Annotated in this window: 18 protein-coding genes; 15 read left to right on the top strand and 3 right to left on the bottom strand. The window is 48.1% G+C overall.

The window, feature by feature from the left end; translation table 11 throughout:
* The first annotated feature begins 79 nt into the window (after window positions 1–79).
* The 15 genes from L2Y28_RS25035 to L2Y28_RS24965 all read left to right on the top strand — a co-directional run bounded on the left by L2Y28_RS25035 (window position 80) and on the right by L2Y28_RS24965 (window position 12,878).
* The gene (locus L2Y28_RS25035; protein WP_022649953.1) at window positions 80–3,634 is read left to right on the top strand and encodes a tail fiber domain-containing protein; all 3,555 of its coding nucleotides are present in this window, start codon (window positions 80–82) and stop codon (window positions 3,632–3,634) included.
* On the top strand, window positions 3,634–4,170 hold the full coding sequence (locus L2Y28_RS25030; RefSeq protein ID WP_022649954.1) for a hypothetical protein: 537 nt from the start codon (window positions 3,634–3,636) through the stop codon (window positions 4,168–4,170). Before L2Y28_RS25035 ends, L2Y28_RS25030 begins: the two co-directional genes overlap by 1 nt.
* Before the next feature lie 43 nt (window positions 4,171–4,213).
* The gene (locus tag L2Y28_RS25025; protein WP_022649955.1) at window positions 4,214–4,468 is read left to right on the top strand and encodes a hypothetical protein; all 255 of its coding nucleotides are present in this window, start codon (window positions 4,214–4,216) and stop codon (window positions 4,466–4,468) included.
* 41 nt (window positions 4,469–4,509) lie between these two features.
* A complete protein-coding gene (locus tag L2Y28_RS25020; protein ID WP_016051631.1) occupies window positions 4,510–5,076 on the top strand; it encodes a hypothetical protein in 567 nt (188 codons plus the stop codon).
* An 11-nt stretch (window positions 5,077–5,087) separates the two neighbouring features.
* Entirely contained in the window at window positions 5,088–5,321 is a 234-nt protein-coding gene (locus L2Y28_RS25015) for a lipoprotein (protein ID WP_016051632.1), read from the top strand.
* 92 nt (window positions 5,322–5,413) lie between these two features.
* Window positions 5,414–5,737: a hypothetical protein gene (locus L2Y28_RS25010; protein ID WP_016051633.1), complete on the top strand. Its 324-nt coding sequence runs from the start codon at window positions 5,414–5,416 to the stop codon at window positions 5,735–5,737.
* A gap of 12 nt (window positions 5,738–5,749) precedes the next feature.
* Complete coding sequence (locus L2Y28_RS25005; RefSeq protein ID WP_022649957.1) at window positions 5,750–6,442, top strand: hypothetical protein; 693 nt, start codon at window positions 5,750–5,752, stop codon at window positions 6,440–6,442.
* Between the two features lies 1 nt (window position 6,443).
* On the top strand, window positions 6,444–6,695 hold the full coding sequence (locus L2Y28_RS25000) for a hypothetical protein (RefSeq protein ID WP_016051635.1): 252 nt from the start codon (window positions 6,444–6,446) through the stop codon (window positions 6,693–6,695).
* A 348-nt stretch (window positions 6,696–7,043) separates the two neighbouring features.
* Window positions 7,044–7,466, top strand: coding sequence for a hypothetical protein (locus L2Y28_RS24995; protein ID WP_016051638.1), 423 nt, complete (start codon window positions 7,044–7,046; stop codon window positions 7,464–7,466).
* On the top strand, window positions 7,451–8,200 hold the full coding sequence (locus L2Y28_RS24990; RefSeq protein WP_022649959.1) for a hypothetical protein: 750 nt from the start codon (window positions 7,451–7,453) through the stop codon (window positions 8,198–8,200). Before L2Y28_RS24995 ends, L2Y28_RS24990 begins: the two co-directional genes overlap by 16 nt.
* 154 nt (window positions 8,201–8,354) lie before the next feature.
* Window positions 8,355–9,020, top strand: a complete 666-nt coding sequence (locus L2Y28_RS24985) for a division plane positioning ATPase MipZ (RefSeq protein ID WP_022649960.1) — start codon at window positions 8,355–8,357, stop codon at window positions 9,018–9,020.
* Window positions 9,021–9,025: 5 nt separating this feature from the next.
* A complete protein-coding gene (locus L2Y28_RS24980; protein ID WP_161496783.1) occupies window positions 9,026–9,379 on the top strand; it encodes a hypothetical protein in 354 nt (117 codons plus the stop codon).
* Between the two features lie 45 nt (window positions 9,380–9,424).
* A complete protein-coding gene (locus L2Y28_RS24975) occupies window positions 9,425–10,183 on the top strand; it encodes a DUF2971 domain-containing protein (protein ID WP_022649962.1) in 759 nt (252 codons plus the stop codon).
* A 222-nt stretch (window positions 10,184–10,405) separates the two neighbouring features.
* On the top strand, window positions 10,406–11,668 hold the full coding sequence (locus L2Y28_RS24970) for an IS1380-like element ISEcp1 family transposase (RefSeq protein ID WP_000608644.1): 1,263 nt from the start codon (window positions 10,406–10,408) through the stop codon (window positions 11,666–11,668).
* Between the two features lie 334 nt (window positions 11,669–12,002).
* Window positions 12,003–12,878 carry an extended-spectrum class A beta-lactamase CTX-M-3 gene (locus L2Y28_RS24965; RefSeq protein WP_011091028.1) on the top strand — a complete coding sequence of 292 codons (876 nt, stop codon included), beginning with the start codon at window positions 12,003–12,005 and terminating at the stop codon, window positions 12,876–12,878.
* Between the two features lie 46 nt (window positions 12,879–12,924).
* Here the strand turns inward: L2Y28_RS24965 and L2Y28_RS24960 are convergent, their stop codons facing one another.
* From L2Y28_RS24960 to L2Y28_RS24950, 3 genes are all read right to left on the bottom strand, one after another.
* Window positions 12,925–13,401: a WbuC family cupin fold metalloprotein gene (locus tag L2Y28_RS24960; protein WP_013023839.1), complete on the bottom strand. Its 477-nt coding sequence runs from the start codon at window positions 13,399–13,401 to the stop codon at window positions 12,925–12,927.
* A gap of 258 nt (window positions 13,402–13,659) precedes the next feature.
* On the bottom strand, window positions 13,660–14,520 hold the full coding sequence (locus L2Y28_RS24955; protein ID WP_000027057.1) for a broad-spectrum class A beta-lactamase TEM-1: 861 nt from the start codon (window positions 14,518–14,520) through the stop codon (window positions 13,660–13,662).
* A gap of 182 nt (window positions 14,521–14,702) precedes the next feature.
* Window positions 14,703–15,260 (bottom strand): recombinase family protein, encoded by a 558-nt coding sequence (locus tag L2Y28_RS24950; RefSeq protein WP_001235713.1) that lies wholly within the window; start codon window positions 15,258–15,260, stop codon window positions 14,703–14,705.
* Window positions 15,261–15,390: the final 130 nt, after the last annotated feature.

The following is a 15,390-nucleotide window of genomic DNA, read 5'->3' as shown; positions in this document are numbered from 1 at the left end:
ATATTTCTTCATATCGGTAAAAATAAGTAGGTACTTACTTAATAACGGGCAAGGATGCCCGTCTTATCAAGGAGCGAATATGTGGTACAGGGAAGGTACTATCACATTTACACAGGGGAGTGACACACTCACCGGCACCGGTACGTTCTGGAACGTAACCGCGAATGGTGTGCTGCCGGGCATGATTGTCATTGGCCCTGATAACAAACTGCACGAAATTAAGCGCGTACTCAATGACACCAGCCTGCTGCTGGTGGAGCCGTATTCAGGCGAAACCCAGACGGAAGTTCCGTGCCGCATCATTACAACCTATGAGGGCGATTTAACGCAGTTCAGCGCACGTTTTACCGCGCTAATGACCCGTATGTCAGCCGACTCGAAGACGATGCGCAGCTGGTTGACAGCTGTTGATGAGGTCACGCTTGAGCGTGAAGACGGTACGGAAGTGACCGTGAAGTCGCTGACGCAGATCGTCAATGAGCACAATGCCAATCAGCAATGGTACAAAGACAATACCGACGCTATCGATGCCGCTGGTGAAAAGGCCAAAGCAGCGGCTGCCAGTGCTGCGGCCGCTGCGGAAAGCGCCAATACAGCGACGACCAAAGCCACCGAAGCAAGCCAGAGTGCTACCGCCGCAGCTGCATCAGAAAGCGCTGCCGGTGTAAGTGCATCCGCTGCCAAAACGTCTGAAACCAATGCTGAAAGCCTCAAGGTCGATGCTGCTGCGTCTGCCGCGACAGCGTCTGCCAAAGCGACTGAAGCTGGTGAATCAGCCACGAGTGCCGCGGCATCCAAAGATGCGGCTAAAGCATCTGAAGCTCAGGCTGCGACCAGTGCATCCGAAGCCTCTGCTTCAGCGTCTGCTGCGTCTGACTCTGCTGCTGCTGCAAAAACCTCTGAAACCAATGCCTCTGCCTCAGAGCAGGCCGCCGCTGGTAGTGCAGCTGATGCGCTGGCCTCGAAAAATGCGGCTAAGGAGTCAGAAACTCATGCTGCTTCGAGCGCCGGGGAGTCGGTGGCCAGTGCTGCTGCGGCCAAAGTTTCAGAAACCAACGCCGACGCATCGCAGAAGGCTGCTGCTGAGAGTGAATCTGCCGCAGGTCTGAGTGCCGAGGCTGCGGCTAATAGTGCTTCGGCATCTGGCGAATACGCTGATGCTGCGTTAGCCAGCAAAGAAGCCGCTGCATTGAGCGCAGGTGAAGCTAAGAAGTCAGAGACGAGTGCAGCTGCGTCGGCAACAACAGCGGCAGATTCTCTGGCTGGGATAGAAGTCAAAGCGAATGAGGCGGCTGAGTCCGCTGTGCTCGCATCGAAGAAGGCAACCGAGGCGTCAACCTCCGCGGGTGAAGCAAAAATATCCCAAACAAAAGCGAAAGAGTCTGAGGATAAGGCGTATGAGTATGCTCAGAATGCCCAATCAAGTGTAGCGAGCGTGAAGTGGAAAGGGACTTCCGCAGAGATGGACCTAACTACCGATTCGCCTAAATGGGTGAAGATTTCGCGCGCACGTATGCCGCAGTCGACCAGCACCGTTTATATCGAGATCATTGGCGGTGCGGGATATGAAGTCAACAGCCCTTATCAGGCGGCAATGGCCGACATAGTGCTTCGAACAGCTAGTGGCGATCCGCGTGGCCTGAATGTAGTTACCTATCGCACAATGGATTCTGCCGTGCAGAACGTAGCCACTGTGAACACCGATGAGGACAACTACGATATCTATCTGAATGCCGGTGCGGGTGCTCAGAAGCTGATTGTTAACCTTCAGTTCTCTGGCGCAGCGGTAGAGACCCTGGAAGTTTTTGAGGTTCTGGATACGCTACCGGAAAACGCCGTTGTGGGAGTTGTTTATCATCGTGTGCTTTCCGATGCAGATGGCTCTATTACCGGATCGCTCATGGGTAACGCAAGTTCAGCGACTGTACTGCAGACCGCTCGCAGCATCGGTGGCGTATTGTTCGATGGCAGCAAAGATATCGTGCTTCCGGGGGTGAATGCTCAGGGCAACCAGAGTACTTCCGGTAACGCTGCAACGGCGAGCAAGCTCCAGATCGCTCGTAGTATCGGAGGTGTGTCTTTCGATGGCTCCGCAGATATCAATCTACCAGGCGTAAATACATCGGGTAATCAGAATACTTCCGGTAATGCAGCCACAGCTACGAAGCTGCAGGCGGCCCGAAAAATTGGTGGGGTTTCTTTTGATGGGTCAGCCGATATCAACTTACCTGGCGTAAACACAGCAGGCAATCAGAGCACTACGGGCAATGCTGGTACGGCGACAAAACTGCAAACAGCGCGAAAAATTGGCGGAGTTTCTTTTGATGGGTCAACTGATATCAATTTGCCGGGCGTAAATACTGCGGGTAATCAGAGTACAACAGGCAATGCAGCAACAGCGACTAAGCTACAGACCCCAAGAACGATTAATAACGTGTCTTTTGACGGGTCAGCAAATATCTCCATTCCCACACTTGTGTCATGCGGGAGAGTCGCAGCGCTGGAAGCTAACTCCCAGGGGGCAATGTCCGGCATACAAATGTATGAAGCCTACAGCAACAATTACCCAACGACTTATGGCAACGTCATTCATCTTAAAGGTGCGGCGTCTTCAGGTGAAGGTGAACTATTGATTGGCTGGAGCGGAACGAGCGGTACTCATGCGCCAGTTTACGTTCGTTCTCGCCGTGATGCTAGTGATGCAAATTGGTCGGCGTGGGCACAGCTCTACACCACACTCAACAAGCCGAGCGCCGCAGATGTGGGGGCTTTGCCTTTGTCCGGTGGCACGCTTTCAGGTGGTCTGACTGCAGCAGGGGATATCATTTCCAGATCGGCCAACGCCTACCGCGCGGCATATGGCAACTATGGTTTCTTTATCAGAAATGATGGGGGGAACACCTATTTCCTTTTGACCGCATCTGGAGATCCGCTTGGAAGTTGGAATGCTTTACGACCGATTACTATTGCAAACGCAAGCGGTGCAGTTTCAATGGGGAATGGCTTGAGCGTTGGGGGAGGGGTGGATGTCACGAGCGGAAATATCCGAATCCCGACGTCGAGCACATCGTGGATCGACATGAGGACTAACGCAGCGCTTTCAAACAGTTCTGCTGTAGCAACGTCCTCAGCATCAGCAATTGTTCGTCAAGAGCACGCCGATCGTTACTTTATGGTCGGTGGGTTGGGGAACTCGCAGTTCGGGTTCTACATGATTAACAAGTCGCGTACTGCTAACGGAACGGATGCACAGGCTTTTCTGCAGAGCGATGGCGTGTGGTATTGCGGGGGCAATGGTAGTTTTAACGACGTTTATATTCGCTCTGACCGACGCAGCAAACGCCAGATCCGCAAGATTGAGCGGGCGCTTGATAAAGTGGAGCAGATTGAAGGCGTTCTTTATGAAATTCAGGTCTATGACCGTTACGAACAGTCTGGTGGGCTTATCGCGCAGGACGTTCAGAAGGTCCAGCCTGAGCTGGTAACTGTCGACCACAATGATCAGTCCGGCCAAGCGCGTTTACGTCTGAACTATAACGGTGTGATCGGCATGTTGGTCGAGGCTGTGAAGGAGTTACGTGAAGAAGTGCGCGAACTCCGTGGAGAAATGTCTGTTTTAAAGGGAGGTAATTGATGGCTATTGGCTCCGGATGGGTCGGGTCGTCAGCCGTCGCAACAACTGGTCAGCGGTGGATGTCCGCCGCTGGCTCGGCTGTTAAGGTCGGCACACCGTTCTGGATGAGTGGCTTGGTTGGTAAATCTACTGCCGACTTTACCATCACAACTGGACGCAGTACTTATGATGCCCGCGTGCAGGTAACAAACATGCAGTGGGTCGTTGTGTCCACTAACTACACCGGTTTTGCAACCGCTACAGGCAGTATCCAGAATGTACTCAGTAACGTTCTAACCGTGCGCCCTACTGGTTCTCTAAGCGGTAGCTTGTTTGGTTGTGAAATCCGACATTTTTATCAACCAAGCGGTTATCAAAATCTCTATTTGGGATTGGTTAATGGGCCTGCACAAAACTTTAATCTATCTCTTAATGGTACTGTGCTGTCGTTTGTCAATTATATGTACCTGAATGGGGTGCGGACTTATTACGCATTAACTGCACAAAACTGGTTTTTCAATCAGGTAGGAGCGACGTTTACCGTCTCCAGAGTCTGATTTTAAGAGGTACGTTAGTGCCTCTTTTCACGGAGGGAAAATAATGAGTTATGGAGCAAAAATCTGGTCGCCTAGCCGTCAGGAAATGGTTGACGCATTAGCGCCAATTTATTATCTGGATTATTTTCTACCGACAGGTAGTGGCAGCAGAAGTTATGCAATTGAGCCAGGTATGTCAATTGATTACTACATAATGGAAACAATCAATGGATATATTGGAAGTGTTTCGGTATCGGGCAACTCGATTAACTGGTCTGATGCTCGCGGTACAATTTATATATTGGTGTTTCAGAAATAATGTACGGAAGCAAAATTGTTCGTTCTGATGGGAAGGTCTGGATGTCTCCAAGTCTTACCCCGATGGTGTTCCAAAGTAAGCATGTGGTGTCGTTGCGAGGCGGAAGTGAGTTCAATACTGGCCTGTCTCCAGATCGGTCGCCTATTGTTTTCGTTGCTTATTCAAAGGCTGTTTCGCTGCTCGCAAGCCGATTAGTTCGCAATAACCAGGTTATTTACAGCTTCGGCGGGGTAGGCAGCGACTCCAGTGTAACGGTGTATGTGTTCGCAACTGGCATTTCAAAAAAAGAGAAGTGGGGGATGAGTTTCTTTAATTCATCGGGAGTGGAGATCTATAACACGGCAAATATTCCATTGTCATTTACGTTTCTTGATAATAAGAGCTGGAACAGCGGAGATAAACACAACTTTGATTATCCAGTAGCTATTGTGCCTACATATGCTAACGCATTCGCCATACCGATGCCGGGTGGTGCGAAGACCCTAGTATACGGTTACACATGTTATGGGAACACCGTGAGTTCGATTCTCGTTAATGAAATTAACGGTGGGGCTACATTAGCTATCAATAACCGAGTTCCAGTTTTGAACAGAAACCTCTACGGATAACGGAGAATAGAATGAAAAAGATGATATTAATTTTAGGTATGGCTTTAACTTTGACTGCGTGCCAGAAACTACCAGAGCCGGTTTGCTATGGGCGAGCAATGGTAGGCGGCGTTGACACTGGTGTGCCAATCTATGCGATTAAGAAAGAAGGGCATTACACATTATACCGTGCAGGTAGTGTCTTTAACTGGCGTTGGGTCGGCTCTGGTGCTTTCACCTCACTAAGCTCATGCCCAAAAATTTAAAACTCATTTTGTAGGTAAGTGCTTACCTACAAAATACAGTTATATTGTGATATAAAACTGCCATCCCGATTTGACTTTTCATGGAGGAAATCATGTCGAACGAGATGGCAGGCGTAACGCCTGAGCAGGTTGAACGCATTGCCGCAATCGTTGCGCGTGAAGTCGTTGGCAAATTAGGTAAGGAGTTGCGTGAAGAAATTGGCCAGGAGGTCAATGACCAGCTCAAAACCTACTTTGGCGATATGACGCCTGCACAACACAGCATTCAGCACTCCAACCTGGACAAACTTCTTAACCGGCTCGACACCATCTCCAGCGGGTTCTTTGGCGGCATTATCTCAAAGATTACGTCGTTCCTGATTACCGCGCTGCTGCTGGGGTTAGCCGCCTACGGCGTCAAGAATGGACTGCAATAAAGGAGATCAAGGATGAAAACTCCAAGAGGTATTCGTAACAACAACCCAGGCAATCTCGATAAGGGGTCGCCGTGGCAGGGGCTTATTAGCAACCCTTCCGAACCACGTTTCTGCACGTTCAAAGATCCTGTATGGGGGATTCGAGCGCTGGCGGTAACGCTCATCACTTACCACGACAAGCGCCGGGCGAAGGACGGCTCAAACATCGATACCATTCGCGAGGTCATCGAGCGCTGGGCGCCGCCAAACGAAAACAACACCAGTGCCTACGTGAACGAGGTATCTAAAGCCGTTGGTGTCACCCCGGACATGATCATCGATCTACACGACTACGACACTCTGCGTCCGCTGGTAGAGGCGATCATTCGGCACGAGAACGGCCGTGGCCCACTGAAAACGCCAAACACCTGGTATGCGGCAGAAGTTATTGAGGAAGGTCTGCGTCGCGCTGGCGTCGTTAAGCCGATCAAGACGGTTAAAGCGGTTCCTGTGACCAAAGAAACGGCTGGCGCAACTGTCACGGCAGGTATTGGGCTGGCGCAGCTGGCCGACGTAATGCCCCAAGTGTCTGTGGCGATGGATAAGGCACAAGGTCATATCACCAGCGGTGATACGGTTCGTATCATTTTTGGCGTAGCCACCATCATTGTGGCCGGCTTTATTGCCTGGTCTCAGGTACGCAAACACCAGAAAGGGATGGTTTAAAATGTTCGGCAGCCTGGTTTCGAAGTTGAAAATTGCTCTGATTACCCTGGCTGCCGTTCTTTTCGTGCTTGTCGGTGCTTATGCGATGGGTGGTCGTGCGGCTCGGCAAGCGATCGAAGAGAAGGCAAGGCAGGAAGACAGGAAAAGGCTTCAAAGTACAGTGGACGTCAAAAATGAGACATTTAATGAAGTGCGGCGGAAAGGCGCTTCTGCTGTTCATCGTGAGCTGCATGGTAAGTGGGTGCGTGATTAAGACACAGACTTCCGGCGTGCTCTTCTGCGATGCAGCCAACCCTATCTATGTGAGTAATGAGGATTTAATGACCGAAGAGACAGAGCGACAGATCTTGACTCACAATATGGTGGGCGAGCGTTTGTGCCAATGGAGCGGCAAAAAAGCAGACGGAAGCGCGTAAGCGCCCGTGGTTAGCGGGGTTTTGGGGAGTGGTCAGGTTGCAATTAGTTTGTGACTGATGTAGATTTAATCAACGAGTGTCAAGGCATTCATACATTATTTCAAAGAAGCGCTGCATTCTCGTAGCCTCTAAACCCCGATGGGGTCGCCGCACGACATCAACGTCTTAACGGCTAAGGTGGAAACATGCTCAACTATCATGACAAAACACGTACTATGCAAACGATCCGCACGAACACTGCGGTAGTCGATAGCTTCCCTATGCGTTTTCATAACAGTGAAGACTCAGTGGAAGTGCGCCGCATGTTATGTCGCGAAACAGCTGACCGCCAGCACTTCATTGTCACATTCAAAAGCGATGTTACTCGCGCAGAGAACATCTCCAACAGCACCTCAACTGTAACTCCTTTGGCAGAGGTCGTTGTGCGCAATAACAAATTGCGCTTTGTTCTCAAGCCGCAAGAACAGTACCCCGAAATTGTTGATGTTAAAGAATCCATTGTTCCAAAAATTGAGAAAGCCGTTGTACAATTCATGAAGAATAAGTTCAACGACCTCAAGGAAAGCGTTTTACCAGAACGCAAAAAAGAACAATGGCACCTTCTTTAATTGATGAACGCTACCACAAGCAGTTGAACAAAATGCCGCTCTCTATGGGCGGCTATACTATTTTAGAGACCTTTCATTTCGCGACACCAGAAGGCGATGTTGTTCGTCTGGTGGAGATGCGTGCCGATAAAGGCGAGTTCGACAACTTTCTCGTTGTGTATCTTTTGCCCTCCTATAACTCAGATTATCAATTTGACGAAATCACGCGGGTTATGGATGACGAGGGGATGAGTGCGTTTGAGGCTGCCGAACACATCATCAAAATTGAGATCGTGGATGCGACTCTTAGCCCAGAAGAGCTGAAGGTTGTGGGTCGGTTTGCCTATAACGATTTTTCGTTTATTGGCGTCGATGGGAATGAATACCTCGGTAAGCAAATCAAAGGCGCTTATCTCGAACCGCCTTTTGACTCAGCCCGCATAGGCTCTACAGCATATCGCTTCATACTGGACAAATACCGCCACCTCGTTTGCGACAATTTGCAAACCATTCTGGGTGCGTCCATGTGGTCAGGTACTATGCGGAGATATGGCGAGGTTATGATCTACGATACCGTGAAAAAATGTTGTCTTGACCAGCTCGGCGACAAGGCAAAGGGTTCTACCACCGGCTTCCTGCCGTGGGATATTGGCAGTTTGCCTTTAAGTCGCGTAACAGACGAGTGGGGAGACCGCGAGCTGCGACTTGATAAAGGCTCTTGTACGCACATCGTCAACATCATCTCTCTCCCATAAACCCGCTACGGCGGGTTTTTTGATCCCACGCTCCACATTCCTCAAGTACCTATCATTTAACCTTTACACCGCAGCCGTAGGCATTTAGGCTATATCACATATAAGAAAACAAGTTGTTTCATACGACAATAATTCACGCAAAGGGAACTCACCAATGACCAAGATCATTGTGGTTGGCGGCACAAAAGGCGGCCCAGGCAAATCTACCGTTGCCCAGCAAATTGCGGTATGCCTCAAAGTTAAAAAGAAAAAGAAGGTTCACGTCACCGATATCGATATCCAGCGTACCACGACGAGCTGGTGTGAAGACCGTCGCCAGAATGATGATCTTGAGCTGATTCCCTTCGCATATGTTCAGGATGATATCGTCAAACATCTTAAATCGCTTCAGGGGCGCACCGATTATGTAGTGGTAGATGCTGGTGGCTTTGACTCCGAAATTCAGCGTCTGGCGATGCTTATGGCTGACGTGATAATCATCCCGCTGCGTCCTAAACGTCGTGATTTGAAATCTCTGCGTGATATCGACCCGATCATCGACAACGTTCGCAATGTGAACGAGACAGTGAAGATCCGCGCGGTAGTGAACCAGTGTCCGTCACTGCCTTCCCAGGCATCACGTATTCTGGCGGCGAAAGAAATTGTCGAGACATTTGGCATCGAGGCTGCGCCGGTTAATCTGTACAACCGTAACGTTTATGACGATGCGGAAGAGGCCGGTCGTTCTATCTTTGAAATGACCGGCGCGGAACGCGATAAGAAGGCAGAAGCCGAGTTCGAAGAGTTTGTAGATTACATCATGAGTCTGGAGGAAGAATAATGTCCATGAGAATGGGAGACCTTGCAAAGCGCAAAGAGCCGGAAGAGCAGCCAAAAAGCAGCACCCCAATGCGCCAGCCAGTCAGACCGCAGGGGCGTCCGACTCGTGGGAAAGAGAAGATTAAGAGCCGCACAATGTCGCTGGAAGACGAGTATTTCGATCTGCTGGAGATGATGAAATTCATCCCTCGTTTCGAGAAATTCACCCGTTCTGACGTGATTCGTGCAGCCATTTTCCATCTGGCAGAGAAGTCGCCGCAGGAAATCGAAGACATCGTGAAACTGAACGAGGCGATCACAGCTGCCGACGTCACGATGCGCACCGATGAAATCAAACGTGAGTTGATGAAGAAAGGTTAAATAAGAGGCGTCGAAAGACGCCTTTAACTCAAAAGGACTTTGTTTGTGCTGTACAAATACGTAGGGCATGAAGACCCAAACGAATTAATCAAAATTCTTAAATTCTTCATCGAAGATGGAACCATCCGAGCCACCCGGCCACACGACTTCAATGACCCTGCCGAGTTCAAAGCCAAATTTAGTTTTGACGCCACGATCCCGGAGAAGCGTGTCCGATATTATGAGATGTGGCCTGGCAAAAGCGACGAGGACGGTGAGAACTGGTTAAGAGGGCGAACCAAAAACGCCGAAGAGTTTGACGCCTATATGCTGCGCGGAAATCTGCTTTTGAATACCGGTGTGATATGCCTCACCAGAACTGACACCAATTACCTGATGTGGTCGCATTACGCCAGCTCCCACTCTGGATTTTGCATAGGGTTTGATGACGCTATTGTGGAAGCGCTGGATGACCAACACACAGCGTTAAACGGTGATGTGGAGTACGTGAAATCGCCGCCTGAAGTGAACTTCTATACCGCTGATGTGTACGACATTGTCAGAGCCATCTTTCTGCACAAGGGTGAGAGCTGGAAGTACGAAGAAGAGTTCCGGATTATCTCTGAGCTGCCAGGGATTAAGAAGTTCGACACCTCGCTCATCAAAGAGATTTCTATCGGATGCAAACCCTATCCAGAGCTGGAAAGTTTTGCCCGTGAACTGCTGGACAGCAATCTGGCCGTGTACAAAATGCTTTGCCCTACCGACTCGTACCAATTGAAGCGTGTGGAGCTGGACAAGAACCTTACTTTTCAAGGTTACTAGTTCTGGCAGCTTCAATTAAGAACCTGCTTCCGTATACCTAGATTCTACGTCAGTACTTCAAAAAGCATAATCAAAGCCTTGATAAATATGCATTCCTTCGAAATTCAGCTTTCACCCATTGGGTGAAAGAAAAGTGCTCAAAAATATGTTAAATTATCAGCTTTTATGACTCGATATATGGTAAAATAATAGTAAGAAAAGTAGTAAAAAGGGGTTCTAATTATGATTAATAAAATTGATTTCAAAGCTAAGAATCTAACATCAAATGCAGGTCTTTTTCTGCTCCTTGAGAATGCAAAAAGCAATGGGATTTTTGATTTTATTGAAAATGACCTCGTATTTGATAATGACTCAACAAATAAAATCAAGATGAATCATATAAAGACCATGCTCTGCGGTCACTTCATTGGCATTGATAAGTTAGAACGTCTAAAGCTACTTCAAAATGATCCCCTCGTCAACGAGTTTGATATTTCCGTAAAAGAACCTGAAACAGTGTCACGGTTTCTAGGAAACTTCAACTTCAAGACAACCCAAATGTTTAGAGACATTAATTTTAAAGTCTTTAAAAAACTGCTCACTAAAAGTAAATTGACATCCATTACGATTGATATTGATAGTAGTGTAATTAACGTAGAAGGTCATCAAGAAGGTGCGTCAAAAGGATATAATCCTAAGAAACTGGGAAACCGATGCTACAATATCCAATTTGCATTTTGCGACGAATTAAAAGCATATGTTACCGGATTTGTAAGAAGTGGCAATACTTACACTGCAAACGGTGCTGCGGAAATGATCAAAGAAATTGTTGCTAACATCAAATCAGACGATTTAGAAATTTTATTTCGAATGGATAGTGGCTACTTTGATGAAAAAATTATCGAAACGATAGAATCTCTTGGATGCAAATATTTAATTAAAGCCAAAAGTTATTCTACACTCACCTCACAAGCAACGAATTCATCAATTGTATTCGTTAAAGGAGAAGAAGGTAGAGAAACTACAGAACTGTATACAAAATTAGTTAAATGGGAAAAAGACAGAAGATTTGTCGTATCTCGCGTACTGAAACCAGAAAAAGAAAGAGCACAATTATCACTTTTAGAAGGTTCCGAATACGACTACTTTTTCTTTGTAACAAATACTACCTTGCTTTCTGAAAAAGTAGTTATATACTATGAAAAGCGTGGTAATGCTGAAAACTATATCAAAGAAGCCAAATACGACATGGCGGTGGGTCATCTCTTGCTAAAGTCATTTTGGGCGAATGAAGCCGTGTTTCAAATGATGATGCTTTCATATAACCTATTTTTGTTGTTCAAGTTTGATTCCTTGGACTCTTCAGAATACAGACAGCAAATAAAGACCTTTCGTTTGAAGTATGTATTTCTTGCAGCAAAAATAATCAAAACCGCAAGATATGTAATCATGAAGTTGTCGGAAAACTATCCGTACAAGGGAGTGTATGAAAAATGTCTGGTATAATAAGAATATCATCAATAAAATTGAGTGTTGCTCTGTGGATAACTTGCAGAGTTTATTAAGTATCATTGCAGCAAAGATGAAATCAATGATTTATCAAAAATGATTGAAAGGTGGTTGTAAATAATGTTACAATGTGTGAGAAGCAGTCTAAATTCTTCGTGAAATAGTGATTTTTGAAGCTAATAAAAAACACACGTGGAATTTAGGTTTCATTCTGGCGACGTCCGTATTTGCCTTTCGGAAGCATAAAATCGGACGCGTTGTGGCTCGCTTCAGGTAAAATATTGACTATTCATGTTGTTGTTATTTCGTCTCTTCCAGAATAAGGAATCCCATGGTTAAAAAATCACTGCGCCAGTTCACGCTGATGGCGACGGCAACCGTCACGCTGTTGTTAGGAAGTGTGCCGCTGTATGCGCAAACGGCGGACGTACAGCAAAAACTTGCCGAATTAGAGCGGCAGTCGGGAGGCAGACTGGGTGTGGCATTGATTAACACAGCAGATAATTCGCAAATACTTTATCGTGCTGATGAGCGCTTTGCGATGTGCAGCACCAGTAAAGTGATGGCCGCGGCCGCGGTGCTGAAGAAAAGTGAAAGCGAACCGAATCTGTTAAATCAGCGAGTTGAGATCAAAAAATCTGACCTTGTTAACTATAATCCGATTGCGGAAAAGCACGTCAATGGGACGATGTCACTGGCTGAGCTTAGCGCGGCCGCGCTACAGTACAGCGATAACGTGGCGATGAATAAGCTGATTGCTCACGTTGGCGGCCCGGCTAGCGTCACCGCGTTCGCCCGACAGCTGGGAGACGAAACGTTCCGTCTCGACCGTACCGAGCCGACGTTAAACACCGCCATTCCGGGCGATCCGCGTGATACCACTTCACCTCGGGCAATGGCGCAAACTCTGCGGAATCTGACGCTGGGTAAAGCATTGGGCGACAGCCAACGGGCGCAGCTGGTGACATGGATGAAAGGCAATACCACCGGTGCAGCGAGCATTCAGGCTGGACTGCCTGCTTCCTGGGTTGTGGGGGATAAAACCGGCAGCGGTGACTATGGCACCACCAACGATATCGCGGTGATCTGGCCAAAAGATCGTGCGCCGCTGATTCTGGTCACTTACTTCACCCAGCCTCAACCTAAGGCAGAAAGCCGTCGCGATGTATTAGCGTCGGCGGCTAAAATCGTCACCGACGGTTTGTAATAGCGGAAACGGAATGGGGAAACTCATTCCGTTTTTGTTTATCGCCTTAGACGGCAAAAGTGCTGTCGCCCACCTGCGCTTGCGCATACCAGGCCATAAGCTCCGTGGTTCCTGGTTCTCCTTCCGCTGGAGCCCAGTGCGCATAGTCATCGGCAGCCACGGGTTGATAGCCACCGTGTTTTACTTCAAAAATTATGCCACCGGTATCCAGCGACAGCACGGCATGCCAGGTTCCTGCGGCCATCTCCAGCACCGTACAGGTTTCCCCCAATATCGCCCGATGGGTGACGGTACCCCGATCGTCAAAATTCAGCACCACGAAACGACCCCTTAATGGCAACAGTAGCTCGAAGGTGTGAGGGTGTCGGTGCGGGCGCACGTAGGTCCCAGGTTCCATGGCAATAGCCAGACGTTGGACCGAATCGCTTAATTCTGGATGGAAATTACGGTGCGCGCGGAGCCGAGGCGATTGCACAGCCGCTGCGCTCTGTTGCTGCATATCGCTCATGGTAATTTGTTTCATCAGGATGACCTTGTCGATTAATGAATTGGGGGGGATTACCGTATGACGTCAGGGTGACAGAACCCGCAGAGCAAGTGAAGAACTGGGTTTGCCAATTTTTCCCTATCCTGATTTACTGAAATGGTATTGACGGTAGTGCTGATATTCAGGCCACTTTTTTAGTTGATAAAAGTCTGTAATTCTTTTTACCGTCTGGGAAAAATTTACGGTGGTAATCACCCCCCAATTATTTCAGTATGAGTAAACTTGGTCTGACAGTTACCAATGCTTAATCAGTGAGGCACCTATCTCAGCGATCTGTCTATTTCGTTCATCCATAGTTGCCTGACTCCCCGTCGTGTAGATAACTACGATACGGGAGGGCTTACCATCTGGCCCCAGTGCTGCAATGATACCGCGAGACCCACGCTCACCGGCTCCAGATTTATCAGCAATAAACCAGCCAGCCGGAAGGGCCGAGCGCAGAAGTGGTCCTGCAACTTTATCCGCCTCCATCCAGTCTATTAATTGTTGCCGGGAAGCTAGAGTAAGTAGTTCGCCAGTTAATAGTTTGCGCAACGTTGTTGCCATTGCTGCAGGCATCGTGGTGTCACGCTCGTCGTTTGGTATGGCTTCATTCAGCTCCGGTTCCCAACGATCAAGGCGAGTTACATGATCCCCCATGTTGTGCAAAAAAGCGGTTAGCTCCTTCGGTCCTCCGATCGTTGTCAGAAGTAAGTTGGCAGCAGTGTTATCACTCATGGTTATGGCAGCACTGCATAATTCTCTTACTGTCATGCCATCCGTAAGATGCTTTTCTGTGACTGGTGAGTACTCAACCAAGTCATTCTGAGAATAGTGTATGCGGCGACCGAGTTGCTCTTGCCCGGCGTCAACACGGGATAATACCGCACCACATAGCAGAACTTTAAAAGTGCTCATCATTGGAAAACGTTCTTCGGGGCGAAAACTCTCAAGGATCTTACCGCTGTTGAGATCCAGTTCGATGTAACCCACTCGTGCACCCAACTGATCTTCAGCATCTTTTACTTTCACCAGCGTTTCTGGGTGAGCAAAAACAGGAAGGCAAAATGCCGCAAAAAAGGGAATAAGGGCGACACGAAAATGTTGAATACTCATACTCTTCCTTTTTCAATATTATTGAAGCATTTACCAGGGTTATTGTCTCATGAGCGGATACATATTTGAATGTATTTAGAAAAATAAACAAATAGGGGTTCCGCGCACATTTCCCCGAAAAGTGCCACCTGACGTCTAAGAAACCATTATTATCATGACATTAACCTATAAAAATAGGCGTATCACGAGGCCCTTTCGTCTTCAAGAATTTTATAAACCGTGGAGCGGGCAATACTGAGCTGATGAGCAATTTCCGTTGCACCAGTGCCCTTCTGATGAAGCGTCAGCACGACGTTCCTGTCCACGGTACGCCTGCGGCCAAATTTGATTCCTTTCAGCTTTGCTTCCTGTCGGCCCTCATTCGTGCGTTCTAGGATCCTCCGGCGTTCAGCCTGTGCCACAGCCGACAGGATGGTGACCACCATTTGCCCCATATCACCGTCGGTACTGATCCCGTCATCAATGAACCGGACTGCCACGCCCTGAGCGTCAAATTCCTTTATCAGTTGGATCATATCGGCAGTGTCGCGGCCAAGACGGTCGAGCTTCTTAACCAGAATGACATCACCTTCCTCCACCTTCATCCTCAGCAAATCCAGCCCTTCCCGGTCTGTTGAACTGCCGGATGCCTTATCGGTAAATATACGGTTTGCTTTCACACCTGCGTCTTTGAGTGCTCTGACCTGAAGATCAAGAGACTGCTGACTGGTTGAGACCCGAGCGTAACCAAAAAGTCGCATAAAAATGTACCTTAAATCGAATATCGGACAACTCATGTCTATTATTACAAATTTACGATTTAATAGACATATTAATGTAACAGTTTTACGATGTCCGATAATTTATAACATTTCGTACGGTTGGAAAAAT

Origin of the sequence: Enterobacter sp. JH25, from assembly GCF_021725435.1 — a bacterium.
Lineage (GTDB): Bacteria > Pseudomonadota > Gammaproteobacteria > Enterobacterales > Enterobacteriaceae > Enterobacter > Enterobacter intestinihominis.
This window is presented reverse-complemented; position numbering and strand designations above follow the sequence as displayed.